Here is a 13,118-nt window from a genome sequence, read left to right on the forward strand (position 1 = left end):
TCAATGCCCCCGTTCGCCCCGAGCCCTTCGTCAAGCTCAGCCCGACAACGGTATCGGGTTACCGGGTTAATACTAACTGACTGGTTAGTAATTTACTTGCTCGAATCGCGAAATTCAAGTTCAGACGCTTGTGAGGGAGGCAACGGCGGGAGAATCCGGATCAGCGCGACTCGAGGACCAGTCGGCCGTTGTTCGGCTGGATCGGGCGACCGTTGCGGGCGTAAAGGCGGGTGAAGATCGCGAGCTGGTCGGACGAAAGCTGGAGCGGCTCCTTCATCACGGCCCACAGCACGCCTTCGGTGCAGGGCGGCTCGTCGAGCGAGCCCATGAACAGGTAGTGTCCCGCGGTCGCGGGGAGGAGGCTTGCGGGGTCGATCCTCACCGGCGGCGTGTAGTCGGAACCGCGCTCCAGCGGCAGGTTGTTCCACAGCGTCTGGATCAGCGGATGCGCGCGATCGCCGCTTTCGAGCGATACGGCAACGATGGCGATGTTCCCAGCCGCGTCGCGGTGATGGAAATGCACGACCAGGTCGGACGCCGGCCCGCCGATGCGCTCGTCCGCGGGGCGGTGGAATTCGAAGAACTCCAGCTCGTAGCGCCGGCCGCGCAGCACGACGCCCATGCCCGGCTCGACATGCACGCGCAGCGTGCGGCCGGTGTCGGCGATGCGGAAGCTCGTTTCGCGGTAGTCGAAGCGCGGGGCCTCGAGATCGACCACGATGCCGTTGCGCGGATCGATCGGCGACTGCCGCTTGCCCTGGGCGCAGGTCGCCCATTCCGGACGCAGCGAGCCCCACTTGTCGGGGCCGCGCTCGCCTTCGTAGCTCCAGTCCGGGCGCGGCAAGCCCGTTTCGATCGCTGGCCGCACGGACGCGTGCGCAAGCGCAGCCTGCGTCGTGGTCGCGGGCGCCGCGTTGCGCGACACGGTCGGCTTGGCAGCACTCCCCGGCGCCTTGTCCCTCGCCTGACGCGCGATGCGCACGCGCTCCCGGGTCGGGACATCGACGGGCGCCGCGGCGGACCGGGGCAAAGGGACCAACGGCGCAGCGTCCGCGTCGACCGTCGCGGCCTCGGCGATCGCCGTGACGGCGCGCGCAACCTTCTTCAGATCGCTCGCCGACGGCGGCTTGCACACTTCCTGCCAGAGGCGCTCATCGACGCTGTTGCGCGCCGCCAGCACCGGGCGCTCGTCCAGCCCGCTCTCTTCCCGCAGCACGACGTGGCGGTCGTCCATATACACGCGCTTCAGCGTGAAGAAGCTGCGGTTATAGCAGTCGTAACGGTTCAGCGCCTTCACCGACGCAAACCCTTCGATCGCGGCACGTTCGGGCGAAAGCACGATGCGGCCCCACGCGACCTTCTCGCCGCCGTCGGACTGGATCACGCTCGACCGGTCGATCTCGACGATCCGCTCGCGGTCGCGCACGACCACGTCCCAGGCCGGCTCCGCGCACGCCGCCCCCGCCGGCAGCAGCAGGATCGCGAGCAGTGCGCAAAGGATGGGAGGACGAACAGTCATGGCGGATGTGGCGAAAAACAAGGGGCGACGAGGACCGGATCCTGCGGCGAAGCCGGATCCTCCACGAGGAAATCTTCGGCAGCGGCCGGCGAATCTTTAGCGCGCTTTTTTCCGTCGCGCCTGCCGCCCCCCTTCCCTCGCCTCGTCCGCGCAGTTACAATCCGCGCCGTCATTAGGGAGTAGCCGCCTCCGATTCCCTCGGAGGGACCACGTCAACAAACTTGCCCGTCCGGGCATGGCGTGGCCAGTCCTCGGACCTGGCGAGACTTTTGGCCGCATGCTCTCCGTTAGTTTCGGGCCGGGGAGGCGTGCGGTCATCGGTCATGCGCCGGCCCGGAGAACCTGATGAACTTCCCTCTCGAACCCCTCGCGGTCTCCACCGGCATCGTCGCGCTCGCTGAAATCGGCGACAAGACGCAATTGCTCGCCTTCATGCTCGCGGCACGCTTTCGCCGCCCGTGGCCGATCATCGCCGGCATCTTCATCGCCACCATCGCCAATCACGCTTTCGCCGGCGCGGTCGGCACCTGGATCACCACCTTGCTCGGCCCGGACATCCTGCGCTGGGTGCTGGGGCTGTCCTTCATCGCGATGGCGGTGTGGATGATGATTCCGGACAGGCTCGACGAAGACGAGATCACCGCGCCCAAGTTCGGCGTGCTCGCCACGACGATCGTCGCCTTCTTCCTCGCCGAGATGGGCGACAAGACGCAGATCGCGACCGTCGCGCTGGCTGCGCAATACGACGCGTTCGCCGCAGTCGTCACCGGCACCACGCTGGGCATGATGATCGCGAACGTGCCGGCGGTGTTTCTCGGCAACGGCATCGCCCAGCGCATTCCGGTGAAGCTCGTGCACGGCATCGCCGCTTCGATCTTCGGCGTACTCGGCGTTGCAGCGCTGATCGGCGTCGGAATGCGTTGAGGCACTGCCGCCGTCCTGCAGTCGTCCAGCCCGGCGCGGACAACTGCAGGACGGCGGCCTCCCCGGGCGGAAAAGCGCTTGCCTGCACGGACCGGCTCCGGTAACGTTCAAAGTTCCGTTAGGGGTGCCCGCATGTATCGGATGTGCGGGCTGAGACAGTCCCTTTGAACCTGATCCGGGTCACGCCGGCGTAGGGAAACGCATTCATGAACACCCGCAAGTCCGCTTCGTCCTTCCCCGCTTCGAGTCGCGCGTCCGCCCGCAGCAAGCATCTGGTGCGCCGATGAGCCACGCGATCCCGAACGTCGTCTCCATCGCCGGCGTCGACCCTAGCGGTGGCGCGGGACTCCTCGCCGACCTCAAGGCCTTCTCGGCGCTCGGCGCCTACGGCTGTGGCGTCGTCGCGGCGCTCACCGCGCAGAACACCCAGGCTGTCACCGGCGTGCATGCACCGCCGACCGATTTCCTGCGCCTGCAGATCGACACCCTGTTTGCCGACGTCAAGATTCACGCGGTGAAGCTCGGCATGCTGGGCAGCGCAGACATCGTCGCGACGGTGGCGGACCGGCTCGCGCATTTCGATGCGCCGAACGTCGTGTGCGACCCGGTGATGGTCGCGAAGAGCGGCGATCACCTCCTCGCCCGCAACGCCGTCGCGATGCTGATCGAGGCGCTGCTGCCGCGCACCTTCCTGCTGACGCCGAACCTGCCGGAAGCCGGCGTGCTGCTCGAACAGCGTCCGCCCGAGACCGTCAAGGAGATGTATCGCGCCGCCGAGCGCCTGCGCGAGATGCTGCCGCTGTCCTCCGAGCGCTGGGTGCTGCTGAAAGGCGGCCATCTGCCCGGCAGCGAAGTCGTCGATCTGCTCTTCGACGGCGACCGAATGATCGAGCTGCCCTCGCCGCGCATCGAAACGAAGAACACCCACGGCACCGGCTGCACGCTCGCCTCGGCGATCGCCGCGCTGCTGCCGCAGCGTGCCGGCGGCTTCCGCCCGGTCGAAGCCGCCGTACGTGACGCGCGCGACTACCTGCTGCGCGCGATCGCCGCCTCTGGCGCGCTGTCGGTGGGCAGTGGCCACGGCCCGGTCCACCACTTCCACGCGCTGTGGCGCGGCTGAAACGCCGAACCCGACGCAACCCGAAACCGCCCCCCGCCGCGCCGTGCGGCCCTTGATCTGCCGAAACACATAAGCCGTCAAGCGAATCCCCAGGAGACAGCACCATGAACGCCACCGAAAAATTCATCGCCGCGAAGGCGCACGTCGACGAGGCCGCGATCGCGCCGCTGCCGAACTCGCGCAAGGTCTATGTCGAAGGCTCGCGCCCCGACATCCAGGTGCCGATGCGCGAGATCTCGCAGGCCGACACCCCGACTGCGTTCGGCGGCGAGAAGAACCCGCCGATCTTCGTCTATGACACGTCCGGCCTCTACACCGACCCGAGCGCGAAGATCGACATCCGCTCCGGCCTGCCCGCGCTGCGCCAGCAGTGGATCGAGGAGCGCGGCGACACCGAGGTGCTCGGCGACCTTTCCTCCGAATTCGGCCGCATGCGCGCCGCTGACCAATCGCTCGACGAACTGCGCTTCCCCGACCTGCATCGCCATCCGCGCCGCGCCAAGGCCGGCGCGAACGTCTCGCAGATGCACTACGCACGCAAGGGCATCATCACGCCCGAGATGGAATACGTCGCGATCCGCGAGAACATGAACCGCCGTGCCTACATCGAGACGCTGCGCGCCGCCGGCCCGACCGGCGAGAAGATGGCGAAGCTGCTGACCCGCCAGCATCCGGGCCAGTCCTACGGCGCGGCTATCCCCGAGGAGATCACGCCCGAGTTCGTGCGCGCCGAAGTCGCGCGCGGCCGCGCGATCATCCCGAACAACATCAACCACCCGGAAAGCGAGCCGATGATCATCGGCCGCAACTTCCTCGTGAAGATCAATGCCAACATCGGCAACTCGGCGCTCGGCTCGTCGATCTCGGAGGAAGTCGACAAGATGACCTGGTCGATCCGCTGGGGCGGCGACACGGTGATGGATCTGTCGACCGGCAAGAACATCCACGAGACGCGCGAGTGGATCATCCGCAACAGCCCGGTGCCGATCGGCACGGTGCCGATCTACCAGGCGCTCGAAAAGGTGAACGGCAAGGCCGAGGAACTCACCTGGGAGATCTTCCGCGACACGCTGATCGAACAGGCCGAACAGGGCGTCGACTACTTCACGATCCACGCCGGCGTGCTACTGCGCTACGTGCCGATGACGGCGAACCGCATGACGGGCATCGTCTCGCGCGGCGGCTCGATCATGGCCAAGTGGTGTCTCGCGCACCACAAGGAAAGCTTCCTCTACACGCACTTCGAAGACATCTGCGAAATCATGAAGGCCTACGACGTGGCCTTCTCGCTCGGCGACGGCCTGCGTCCCGGCTCGATCTACGACGCGAACGACGACGCGCAGCTGGGCGAGCTGAAGACCCTCGGCGAGCTCACCGACATCGCGTGGAAGCACGACGTGCAGACCATCATCGAAGGTCCGGGCCACGTGCCGATGCACCTCATCAAGGAGAACATGGATCTCCAGCTCGAGCACTGCAAGGAAGCGCCCTTCTACACCCTCGGACCGCTGACGACCGACATCGCCCCCGGCTACGACCACATCACGAGCGGCATCGGCGCGGCGCAGATCGGCTGGTACGGCACGGCGATGCTCTGCTACGTGACGCCGAAGGAGCACCTGGGCCTGCCGGACAAGAACGACGTCAAGGAAGGCATCATCACCTACAAGCTCGCCGCGCACGCTGCCGACCTGGCGAAGGGCCACCCCGGCGCGCAGATCCGCGACAACGCCTTGTCGAAAGCGCGCTTCGAGTTCCGCTGGGAGGACCAGTTCAACCTCGGTCTCGACCCGGACAAGGCGAAAAGCTTCCACGACGAGACGCTGCCGAAAGAATCCGCCAAGGTCGCGCACTTCTGCTCGATGTGCGGCCCGCACTTCTGCTCGATGAAGATCACGCAGGACGTGCGCGACTTCGCGGCGAAGGAAGGCCTCAAGGAAGAGGACGCGCTGGCGAAGGGGATGGAAGTGAAGTCGGTCGAGTTCGTGAAGGCCGGCGCCGAGGTGTATAGCAAGATCTGACGCCGCACGTCGACACCATCGCCGATGACGGGCCGCCCGGTGCGGCCCGTTTTTTTGCTCCCTCAGCGAGTCGTGGGAATCGGCAGCCCGACGATGCGCGCGGACACCTCATCCCCTTCGATAACCAGTTCGGCGACCGCAACCGGCAAGGTGAACCGGCGCGGGCCCGCGCTGCCCGGATTCACGTAAAGCACACCGTCCCGGCCCTCCACGCGCGGTTTGTGCGAATGGCCGGAAACCACGACGCGGACTCCCGCCACGGCGGGATCGAGCGCGAGATCCGCGAGATCGTGGATCACGTGGATCGCCACGTCCCCGACACGCAAAGTCTCCGTTTCGCGCAATCCGCAGGCCCAGTCGCCGCGATCGTTGTTGCCGCGCACGACCGTGAGCGGGGCGATCCGCGCGAGGGTGTCGAGGATCGCCGGCGCACCGATATCCCCGGCGTGGATGATGCGGTCGCTACCGGCGAGGGCCTCCCGCGCCTCGGGGCGCAGCAGGCCATGCGTGTCGGAGATCAGGCCGATGCGGTACATGGGGACTCCCGGATACAGGCTCAGGTCGGATGGAGATGATTCCGTCCAGCATGGTAACCCCCGAGCCCAAACCGGGCATTCCTGAAGTTGGCACTGTTGCATTCGGCAGGTCGAGTAAATAGAGTTATATAAGCAGTTAATAATTTACCGACAGAGAGGAAGCATCATGAAAGCACGTATCACCACGGCGGGCCTCGGACTACTGCTGGCTGCAGCGCCGGCATTTGCCCAGGAAGCCCAGAAAGTCAGCCTGATCGACCGTCCGCCCCCCGCGCTCGACAAGCTGCCGAACGACGCCTATGGCGATCTCGTGCGCTACGGCCACGAACTCACGACCCGCACTTTCGCGGTCATCGGGCCGGAAGTGCAGGATCGCAAGATGCGCCTTGCCGGCAACAACCTCGCCTGCACGTCCTGCCACCAGAACGACGCGACCAAGCCCTACGCGATGCCCTGGGTGGGCGTCGCCGCGACCTTCCCGCAGTATCGGGCACGGGAAGATACGGTCAGTTCGGTCGAGGAACGCGTGAACGGCTGCATGGAGCGCATGCATGAACGGCAAGCCGCTGCCCCTCGACTCGCGCGAGATGAAGGCCTTCGCGAGCTATATCCACTACGTGTCGCGCGGCCTCCCGGTCGGTGCGAAGCTCGAAGGCGCGGGCGCGAAGCCGATCAAGGTACCGGACCGGCGCGCCGACCTCGTCGCCGGAGAAGCCGTGTATGCCAGGACCTGCGCCGTCTGCCACGGCGTGGACGGACAGGGCCAGCGCCGCGGCAAGGCGGGCGACGCCGAGGGCTACACCTTCCCGCCGCTGTGGGGCAACGACACGTTCAACAACGGCGCCGGCATGAACCGCATGCTGACCGCCGCCGCCTTCATCAAGCACAACATGCCGCAGGGCACGACTCATCAGGCGCCGGTCCTCACCGACGACGAAGCCTTCGACGTCACCGGCTACGTACTGTCGAAGCCGCGCCCGATCATGTCCGGTCTCGAGTCCGACTTCCCAGCACGCTGGAACAAGCCCGTCGATGCCGCCTTCCCGCCCTACGTCGATGGCGCCTCCGCCGACCAGCACCGCTACGGTCCCTACCCGCCGCTGATGGATCTGGCGAAGCAGCGTGCCGAGGCGAAGAAAGCCGCCCGGGACGCCGCAGCAACACGCTGAAGGCCTGCGCCGGCGTCTGCAGCGGGTCGAACTTCACCCCCCGCTGCAGATCCAATTCATGCCCCGTTTCCGCATCCCTGATCCTGAAACGGGAGCGCCTGAACAAGAATCCATCCCCAAGGAGGACAGCATCATGCGCAAACTGTTGATCGCGGCCATTTCTGCGCTCCTCGCGCTCAGCGCGGGATGTGCGACCACCGGCGGCACCAGCGGCTCGGCCTCTACCAGCATGCCGCGCAGCGGCGGCGGTGGAGGCGGCGGAGGTGGCTACTGACCGGGGCCCCGCAAGGGGCCCTGAAGTCTCCTGTTTCACCCTTGGGGCCGCTTCAGCGACCCGTGTCTTTTCTACCCTATCAACCCGCTCATTGGCGAACTCGGAGACGCGCTGTAGAACTTGCGCGGCATTCGCCCGGCGAGGAAGGCCTCGCGCCCCGCAACGACCGCCTTGCCCATCGCGTCGGCCATCCTGACGGGGTCTCCGGCGGCTGCGATCGCGGTGTTCATCAGCACGCCGTCACAGCCCAGCTCCATCGCAATCGCCGCATCCGACGCGGTGCCGACGCCGGCATCGACGATCACCGGCACTTTGGCGCGATCGATGATGAGGCCGAGGTTCCATGGATTGAGGATGCCCATGCCGGAGCCGATCAAGGACGCTAGCGGCATGATCGCGACGCAGCCGAAATCTTCGAGGATGCGCGCCTGCACGGGATCATCGGCGCAATACACCATCACGCGGAAGCCATCCTTCACGAGGCACTCGGCGGCGCGCAACGTCTCAGGCATGTTCGGGTAGAGCGTATCGCGGTCGCCGAGGACTTCGAGCTTCACGAGGTCGTGGCCGTCGAGGAGTTCTCGTGCGAGGCGGAGCGTGCGGATGGCGTCCTCGGCCGTGTAGCAGCCCGCGGTGTTCGGCAGGATCGTGAAGCGGTCCGGCGGCAGCACGTCGAGAAGATTCGGTTCGCCCGGCTGTTGGCCGATGTTGGTGCGGCGGATGGCGACCGTGACGATCTCGGCGCCGCTGGCGTCGAGCGCGGCGCGGGTGTGCGCGAAGTCGCGGTACTTTCCGGTGCCGACCAAGAGGCGCGAGCGATAGGTGCGCCCGCCGACCACGAGCGGGTCGTCGCCCGCGGACAGTGTGTGCATTTCCCTTGCGTGCATCCTTCAGCCTCCCCCGACTGGTGTGCGCGAAGTCGCGGTACTTTCCGGTGCCGACCAAGAGGCGCGAGCGATAGGTGCGCCCGCCGACCACGAGCGGGTCGTCGCCCGCGGACAGTGTGTGCATTTCCCTTGCGTGCATCCTTCAGCCTCCCCCGACTGCGATGACGATTTCGATGCGGTCGCCCGCGTTGAGCGCGACTTCGCGGTAGCGGCCGCGCGGCACGATGTCGCCGTTGAGTTCGACGGCGATACGCTTGCCGGTGTGGCCGAGCGCTTCGACGAGGTCGATGACGCAGCCGCCGCCCGGGATCGGCATCGCGCGGCCATTCACGACGATTCCGGTCATGCGGCAGTGCCCTCAGCCGCTATTGCGCCACGGGTCGCAGCATGGGCCACGGCATCGGCGCGGTAGGACGAGCGCACCAGCGGCCCCGCGGCGACTTCGGCGAACCCCATGTCGAGCGCGGCCTCACGCAGGCTCGCGAAAGCTTCGGGGGACACGTAGCGGTCGACCGGCAGGTGCGCGCTCGACGGGCGCAGGTACTGGCCGAGCGTGACGATGTCGCAGTCGTGCGCGCGCAAGTCGCGCAGCGTCGAGAGGACTTCGTCGTCGGTCTCGCCCAAGCCCAGCATCAGTCCGGATTTTGTGGGCACTTGCGGCAGGCGGCGCTTGACGGTCTGGATCAGCGCGAGCGAGCCGGCGTAGTCGCCACCGGGCCGCGCGGCGCGATAGAGGCGTGGCAAGGTCTCGATGTTGTGGTTGAAGACGTCCGGCGGTGACGCGGCGAGGCGGTCGAGCGCGACGGCTTCGCGGCCGCGGAAGTCCGGCGTCAGCACTTCGATGCGGATGCCGGGAACCGCCGCACGCACCGCCGCGATGCAGTCGGCGAAATGGCCGGCGCCGCCGTCGCGCAGGTCATCACGATCGACCGAGGTGATCACGACGTAGCGGAGCCGCATCGCGGCGACGACCGCGGCGAGCTCGTGCGGCTCGTCCGCGTCCGGCGCGAGCGGCCGGCCGTGGGCAACGTCGCAGTAGGGACAGCGGCGTGTGCAGATGCTACCGAGGATCATGAAGGTGGCCGTGCCATTGCCGAAGCATTCGCCGATATTCGGGCAGGCGGCCTCTTCGCACACGGTGTACAGGCGATGCTCGCGCAGCACGGCCTGCAGCCGCAGCACTTCGGGCGTGCCTGGATCGCGCGCGCGCAGCCAGCCGGGGCGCGGCGCGGAGGCGACCGCTGGATCGATGCGGACCGGGATGCGCGCGAGCTTCGCAGCGCCGCGTGCGCCCGTTCCGGGAATGGTGGATTGCATACGGATTTCTCCTGGAGCGTGGACCGGGTGCTCGATGTGCCCCCGGTCCTTGCCCGTACCTGACCGCCGGCTTACGCGTCGAGGAAGCGTGTGATGAGGCGATTGACCTCGTTCGCTGCTTCCATCTGCACCATGTGGCCCTGCCCCGCCAGCACTTCGACGAGTGCCCGCTTGCCCGCGGCATGCGCGTGGGCCACCGGGATGATCTGGTCGTTCTCACCCCAGATCACCAGCACCGGCTTGCCAAGATCCGATGCAACCGACGCCAGCACCGTCGCCTGGCGCCCATGCTCGAAGAGCGTCCCGGAGATCGTGCGCAGCGCCACGTCGACGCCTTCGAGGCGCTTGTACTTCAGCATGTCGTCGATGAGCTGGCGCGTTACGAGGCCCGCGTCCGAGAAGAGCTGGGTCAGCACGGGTTTCAATGCGCGGCGGTCCGCGGCCGCGACGAAGCCGTCGATGTAGGCGCCGTTGATCTCGTCACCGAGCGCCGCACTCGCGATCAGCGTCAGCGATTTCACGCGCGCGGGCGCCGCCTGCGCGACGGCGAGCGACACTGCGCCGCCCATCGAATGGCCGACGAAGTGCGCGGACTCGATCCCCTCCACGTCCATGAAGCCGGTCACGGCGGTGGCGAGCGTCGCAAGCGAGCCGTCGCCAACGTCCTTCGCCGATTCGCCGTGGCCCGGCAGGTCGAGCGCATACACTGCCCGATCGGCCGCCAACGCTTCGTGGTTGAAGAGCCAGTTGTTGAGGTCGCCGCCGAAGCCGTGGATGAGGATCATCGGCTCGCCACCCTCCCCCCGTTTCAGATAACGCAGCCTGCGACCACCGACTTCGATCTTCTCGGGCTTCGGCCCGGCATCCTCGTCTTCCCCGCTATCCGGCGTGAAGTTCGCGAGAAAGTCCGCGACCGCCGCGTCGATCTCCGCATCCGGCACCTCGGCGTCCGCGACGATGCCGAGCAGCCCGCCCACCGGCAGCACGTCCTCGGCCGACGCGATCTGCCGGCGCAGCACGCCTGCGACCGAGGCCTCGACCGCGCCCGCGATCTTCTCGCTCTCGACCTCGACGATCTCCTCGCCCACGGCGATCGCGTCGCCGACCTCCTTCAACCAGCCGTTGACCTTCCCCTCCTGCATCGAGAGGCCCCACTTCGGCATGGTGAGCTTGTGAATCGTGGGCATCAGCGGTACTCCTTGACTCGGGTGACGGCCGCTTCGATGCGGGCCGGACTCGGAACGTAAAGATCTTCCAGCGCGTCGCTGAAGGGCACGGGCACGTGCGGCGCGGTGACCTGCTCGATCGGCGCCTTCAGTGCGCCGAAGGCCTTCTGCGCGACGATGCCGGCGATGTCGGAGGCCATGCTGCAGCGGGGCGTCGATTCATCGACGATCACGAGGCGCCCGGTCTTCTCGACGCTTTCGAGGATCGTGTCCTCGTCGAGCGGCGACGTCGTGCGCGGGTCGATCACTTCGCAGTGGATGCCTTTCTTCTGCAGCGCCGCGGCGGCAGTCAGCGCCTGATTCACCATCCGCCCGAGCGCGACGATCGTCACGTCATCCCCTTCGCGCGCGACGTTCGCCTCGCCGAAAGGCACGGTGTAGCTCTCCTCCGGCACGTCGCCTTCCATCGTGTACAACACCTTGTGCTCGAGGAAGATCACCGGGTCGTTGTCGCGGATCGACTGGATCAGCAGGCCCTTCGCATCGTAGGGGTTCGACGGCACGACGACCTTCAGCCCGGGGATGTGCGTGAACATGTTGTACAGGCACTGCGAGTGCTGCGCCGCCGCGCGGAAACCCGCGCCGTACATCGCGCGGATCACGACCGGCGTCTCGGCCTTGCCGCCGAACATGTAGCGGAATTTAGCCGCCTGGTTGTAGATCTGGTCGAAGCACACGCCGATGAAGTCGACGAACATCAGCTCCGCGACCGGGCGCAGTCCGTTGCACGCGGCACCGACCGCCGCGCCGACGTAGCCGGATTCCGAGATCGGTGTATCGAGCACGCGCCCCGGGTACTTGTGGAAGAGTCCCTTGGTGACGCCGAGCACGCCGCCCCATGCGTCCTCCTCGCCGGGCGCACCGGCGCCGCCGGCGTTGTCCTCGCCCATGATGATGACGCGCGGGTCGCGCCCCATTTCCTGGTCCAGCGCCTCGTTGATGGCCTGCTGGTAGGTGCTCCTTCTTGCCATTTGAATGTCTCCTTGGAATTCTTCGAGGGCGCTTAGTACGAGACGTAGACGTCGGTCAGGAGCTCGGCCGGCGCGGGCTTGGGATCGGCCTTCGCGCGTACCACCGAGTCGTCGATCATCGACTTCACCTCGCGGTCGATCGCGTCGAGCTGCTCGTTCGTGATCTCGCCGTCGGCCGTCACGCGGCGGCGGAACTGCAGCAGGCAGTCCTTGGTTTCGCGCAGCTTCTGCACCTCACCCGACGCGCGGTAGGTCTGCTGGTCGCCCTCGAAGTGGCCGTAGTAGCGGGAGAGCTTCACTTCCAGCAGCGTCGGTCCGCCGCCTTCACGGGCGCGCTTGATCGCCTCGCCTGCCGCCTGATGCATGGCAAAGAAGTCGAAGCCGTCGACGATCACGCCCGGCATGCCGAAGGCCGGCGCGCGGTCGGCGATGTTCTCGCAGGGCACGGAGTACTTCGACGAGGTCGCCTCGGCGTAGCCGTTGTTCTCGGCGATGAAGATCGCCGGCAGATTCCACACCGCGGCGAGGTTCATCGCCTCGAAGATCGTCCCCTGGTTGGATGCGCCATCGCCGAAGAAGCACACGCCAACGTCCTTCGTGCCGCGCAGCTTCGCCGCCAGCGCGGTACCGCAGATCAGCGGGCCGCCGCCGCCGACGATGCCGTTCGCGCCGAGCATCCCGACCGACAGGTCCGCGATGTGCATCGAGCCGCCCTTGCCCTTGCAGGTGCCGGTGGCCTTGCCCCATATCTCCGCCATCATCCCGACCGGATCCACGCCCTTCGCGATGCAATGGCCGTGGCCGCGGTGGGTGCTGGCGATATAGTCGGCGCCCGTCAGGTGCATGCACACGCCAGTCGCGGACGCTTCCTCGCCGGCATACAGATGCACGAAGCCGGGAATCTCGCCGGTGGCGAAGTCGGTATGCACGCGCTCCTCGAACTCGCGGATCGTGCGCATGATCCGGTAAGCCTTGAGCAGGCTCTCGCGGTTCAGTGTCTCGCTCATCATTGCTCCTCACTTGGTTGAAAGGTTTCGAGTCCCGCAGCGCCTGCGCCGGCTACCGACCGCCCCCGGAGGCAGCCGCCGCATGCCGCGGACCTGAGCTGCCTTCCGCACGGCGCGTGCCAGCAGCGCGGCGAAAGGCCTCACCTG

At 67.0% G+C, this 13,118-nt stretch carries 13 protein-coding genes, 1 pseudogene and 2 riboswitches; of the genes and pseudogenes, 6 read left to right on the forward strand and 8 right to left on the reverse strand.

The annotated features are described in order from the left end of the window. Positions 1 to 160 precede the first annotated feature (160 nt). Positions 161 to 1,519: a carbonic anhydrase gene (locus CDA09_RS18540; RefSeq protein WP_121430930.1), complete on the reverse strand. Its 1,359-nt coding sequence runs from the start codon at positions 1,517 to 1,519 to the stop codon at positions 161 to 163. Positions 1,520 to 1,681: 162 nt separating this feature from the next. After that, a riboswitch (yybP-ykoY riboswitch) is annotated at positions 1,682 to 1,863 on the forward strand. A gap of 1 nt (position 1,864) precedes the next feature. On the opposite strand from CDA09_RS18540, the gene CDA09_RS18545 reads away from it, so the two are divergent. From CDA09_RS18545 to thiC, 3 genes are all read left to right on the forward strand, one after another. Then, positions 1,865 to 2,443 carry a TMEM165/GDT1 family protein gene (locus tag CDA09_RS18545; protein WP_121430000.1) on the forward strand — a complete coding sequence of 193 codons (579 nt, stop codon included), beginning with the start codon at positions 1,865 to 1,867 and terminating at the stop codon, positions 2,441 to 2,443. Positions 2,444 to 2,553: 110 nt separating this feature from the next. Then, positions 2,554 to 2,657: riboswitch (TPP riboswitch) on the forward strand. A 69-nt stretch (positions 2,658 to 2,726) separates the two neighbouring features. Beyond that, positions 2,727 to 3,563, forward strand: a complete 837-nt coding sequence (thiD, locus tag CDA09_RS18550; protein WP_121430931.1) for a bifunctional hydroxymethylpyrimidine kinase/phosphomethylpyrimidine kinase — start codon at positions 2,727 to 2,729, stop codon at positions 3,561 to 3,563. Positions 3,564 to 3,667: 104 nt separating this feature from the next. Next, positions 3,668 to 5,584 (forward strand): phosphomethylpyrimidine synthase ThiC, encoded by a 1,917-nt coding sequence (thiC, locus tag CDA09_RS18555; protein WP_121430001.1) that lies wholly within the window; start codon positions 3,668 to 3,670, stop codon positions 5,582 to 5,584. A 62-nt stretch (positions 5,585 to 5,646) separates the two neighbouring features. On the opposite strand, the gene CDA09_RS18560 is transcribed toward thiC, so the two are convergent. Continuing rightward, the gene (locus CDA09_RS18560) at positions 5,647 to 6,120 is read right to left on the reverse strand and encodes a metallophosphoesterase family protein (protein ID WP_121430002.1); all 474 of its coding nucleotides are present in this window, start codon (positions 6,118 to 6,120) and stop codon (positions 5,647 to 5,649) included. A 448-nt stretch (positions 6,121 to 6,568) separates the two neighbouring features. Between CDA09_RS18560 and CDA09_RS23770 the strand changes: the two are divergent. From CDA09_RS23770 to CDA09_RS23410, 3 genes and pseudogenes are all read left to right on the forward strand, one after another. Then, positions 6,569 to 6,625 (forward strand): annotated as a pseudogene (locus CDA09_RS23770) (hypothetical protein); the annotation flags it as partial. Positions 6,626 to 6,671: 46 nt separating this feature from the next. Then, positions 6,672 to 7,289: a c-type cytochrome gene (locus CDA09_RS23700; protein ID WP_286164236.1), complete on the forward strand. Its 618-nt coding sequence runs from the start codon at positions 6,672 to 6,674 to the stop codon at positions 7,287 to 7,289. Positions 7,290 to 7,422: 133 nt separating this feature from the next. Further along, positions 7,423 to 7,563 carry a hypothetical protein gene (locus tag CDA09_RS23410; RefSeq protein WP_164844441.1) on the forward strand — a complete coding sequence of 47 codons (141 nt, stop codon included), beginning with the start codon at positions 7,423 to 7,425 and terminating at the stop codon, positions 7,561 to 7,563. Between the two features lie 71 nt (positions 7,564 to 7,634). On the opposite strand, the gene CDA09_RS18570 is transcribed toward CDA09_RS23410, so the two are convergent. The 6 genes from CDA09_RS18570 to CDA09_RS18595 all read right to left on the reverse strand — a co-directional run bounded on the left by CDA09_RS18570 (position 7,635) and on the right by CDA09_RS18595 (position 12,971). After that, on the reverse strand, positions 7,635 to 8,435 hold the full coding sequence (locus tag CDA09_RS18570; RefSeq protein ID WP_121430003.1) for a thiazole synthase: 801 nt from the start codon (positions 8,433 to 8,435) through the stop codon (positions 7,635 to 7,637). Between the two features lie 157 nt (positions 8,436 to 8,592). Then, on the reverse strand, positions 8,593 to 8,796 hold the full coding sequence (gene thiS / locus CDA09_RS18575; RefSeq protein WP_121430004.1) for a sulfur carrier protein ThiS: 204 nt from the start codon (positions 8,794 to 8,796) through the stop codon (positions 8,593 to 8,595). After that, on the reverse strand, positions 8,793 to 9,767 hold the full coding sequence (gene lipA / locus CDA09_RS18580) for a lipoyl synthase (protein ID WP_121430005.1): 975 nt from the start codon (positions 9,765 to 9,767) through the stop codon (positions 8,793 to 8,795). The genes thiS and lipA overlap by 4 nt, the downstream gene beginning before the upstream one ends. Positions 9,768 to 9,838: 71 nt before the next feature. Next, complete coding sequence (locus CDA09_RS18585) at positions 9,839 to 10,954, reverse strand: acetoin dehydrogenase dihydrolipoyllysine-residue acetyltransferase subunit (protein ID WP_121430006.1); 1,116 nt, start codon at positions 10,952 to 10,954, stop codon at positions 9,839 to 9,841. Next, positions 10,954 to 11,964 carry an alpha-ketoacid dehydrogenase subunit beta gene (locus CDA09_RS18590; protein WP_121430007.1) on the reverse strand — a complete coding sequence of 337 codons (1,011 nt, stop codon included), beginning with the start codon at positions 11,962 to 11,964 and terminating at the stop codon, positions 10,954 to 10,956. Before CDA09_RS18590 ends, CDA09_RS18585 begins: the two co-directional genes overlap by 1 nt. A 32-nt stretch (positions 11,965 to 11,996) precedes the next feature. Continuing rightward, positions 11,997 to 12,971, reverse strand: coding sequence for a thiamine pyrophosphate-dependent dehydrogenase E1 component subunit alpha (locus tag CDA09_RS18595; RefSeq protein ID WP_121430008.1), 975 nt, complete (start codon positions 12,969 to 12,971; stop codon positions 11,997 to 11,999). Positions 12,972 to 13,118 lie beyond the last annotated feature (147 nt).

This window comes from Azoarcus sp. DN11, assembly GCF_003628555.1.
Lineage (GTDB): Bacteria > Pseudomonadota > Gammaproteobacteria > Burkholderiales > Rhodocyclaceae > Aromatoleum.

Bases quoted from the DNA above. Each gene is read 5' to 3' on its own strand.
- CDA09_RS18540 (WP_121430930.1), bottom strand. From the start codon at position 1,519: ATGACTGTTCGTCCTCCCATCCTTTGCGCACTGCTCGCGATCCTGCTG.
- CDA09_RS18545 (WP_121430000.1), top strand. From the start codon at position 1,865: ATGAACTTCCCTCTCGAACCCCTCGCGGTCTCCACCGGCATCGTCGCG.
- thiD (WP_121430931.1), top strand. From the start codon at position 2,727: ATGAGCCACGCGATCCCGAACGTCGTCTCCATCGCCGGCGTCGACCCT.
- thiC (WP_121430001.1), top strand. From the start codon at position 3,668: ATGAACGCCACCGAAAAATTCATCGCCGCGAAGGCGCACGTCGACGAG.
- CDA09_RS18560 (WP_121430002.1), bottom strand. From the start codon at position 6,120: ATGTACCGCATCGGCCTGATCTCCGACACGCATGGCCTGCTGCGCCCC.
- CDA09_RS23700 (WP_286164236.1), top strand. From the start codon at position 6,672: ATGAACGGCAAGCCGCTGCCCCTCGACTCGCGCGAGATGAAGGCCTTC.
- CDA09_RS23410 (WP_164844441.1), top strand. From the start codon at position 7,423: ATGCGCAAACTGTTGATCGCGGCCATTTCTGCGCTCCTCGCGCTCAGC.
- CDA09_RS18570 (WP_121430003.1), bottom strand. From the start codon at position 8,435: ATGCACACACTGTCCGCGGGCGACGACCCGCTCGTGGTCGGCGGGCGC.
- thiS (WP_121430004.1), bottom strand. From the start codon at position 8,796: ATGACCGGAATCGTCGTGAATGGCCGCGCGATGCCGATCCCGGGCGGC.
- lipA (WP_121430005.1), bottom strand. From the start codon at position 9,767: ATGCAATCCACCATTCCCGGAACGGGCGCACGCGGCGCTGCGAAGCTC.
- CDA09_RS18585 (WP_121430006.1), bottom strand. From the start codon at position 10,954: ATGCCCACGATTCACAAGCTCACCATGCCGAAGTGGGGCCTCTCGATG.
- CDA09_RS18590 (WP_121430007.1), bottom strand. From the start codon at position 11,964: ATGGCAAGAAGGAGCACCTACCAGCAGGCCATCAACGAGGCGCTGGAC.
- CDA09_RS18595 (WP_121430008.1), bottom strand. From the start codon at position 12,971: ATGAGCGAGACACTGAACCGCGAGAGCCTGCTCAAGGCTTACCGGATC.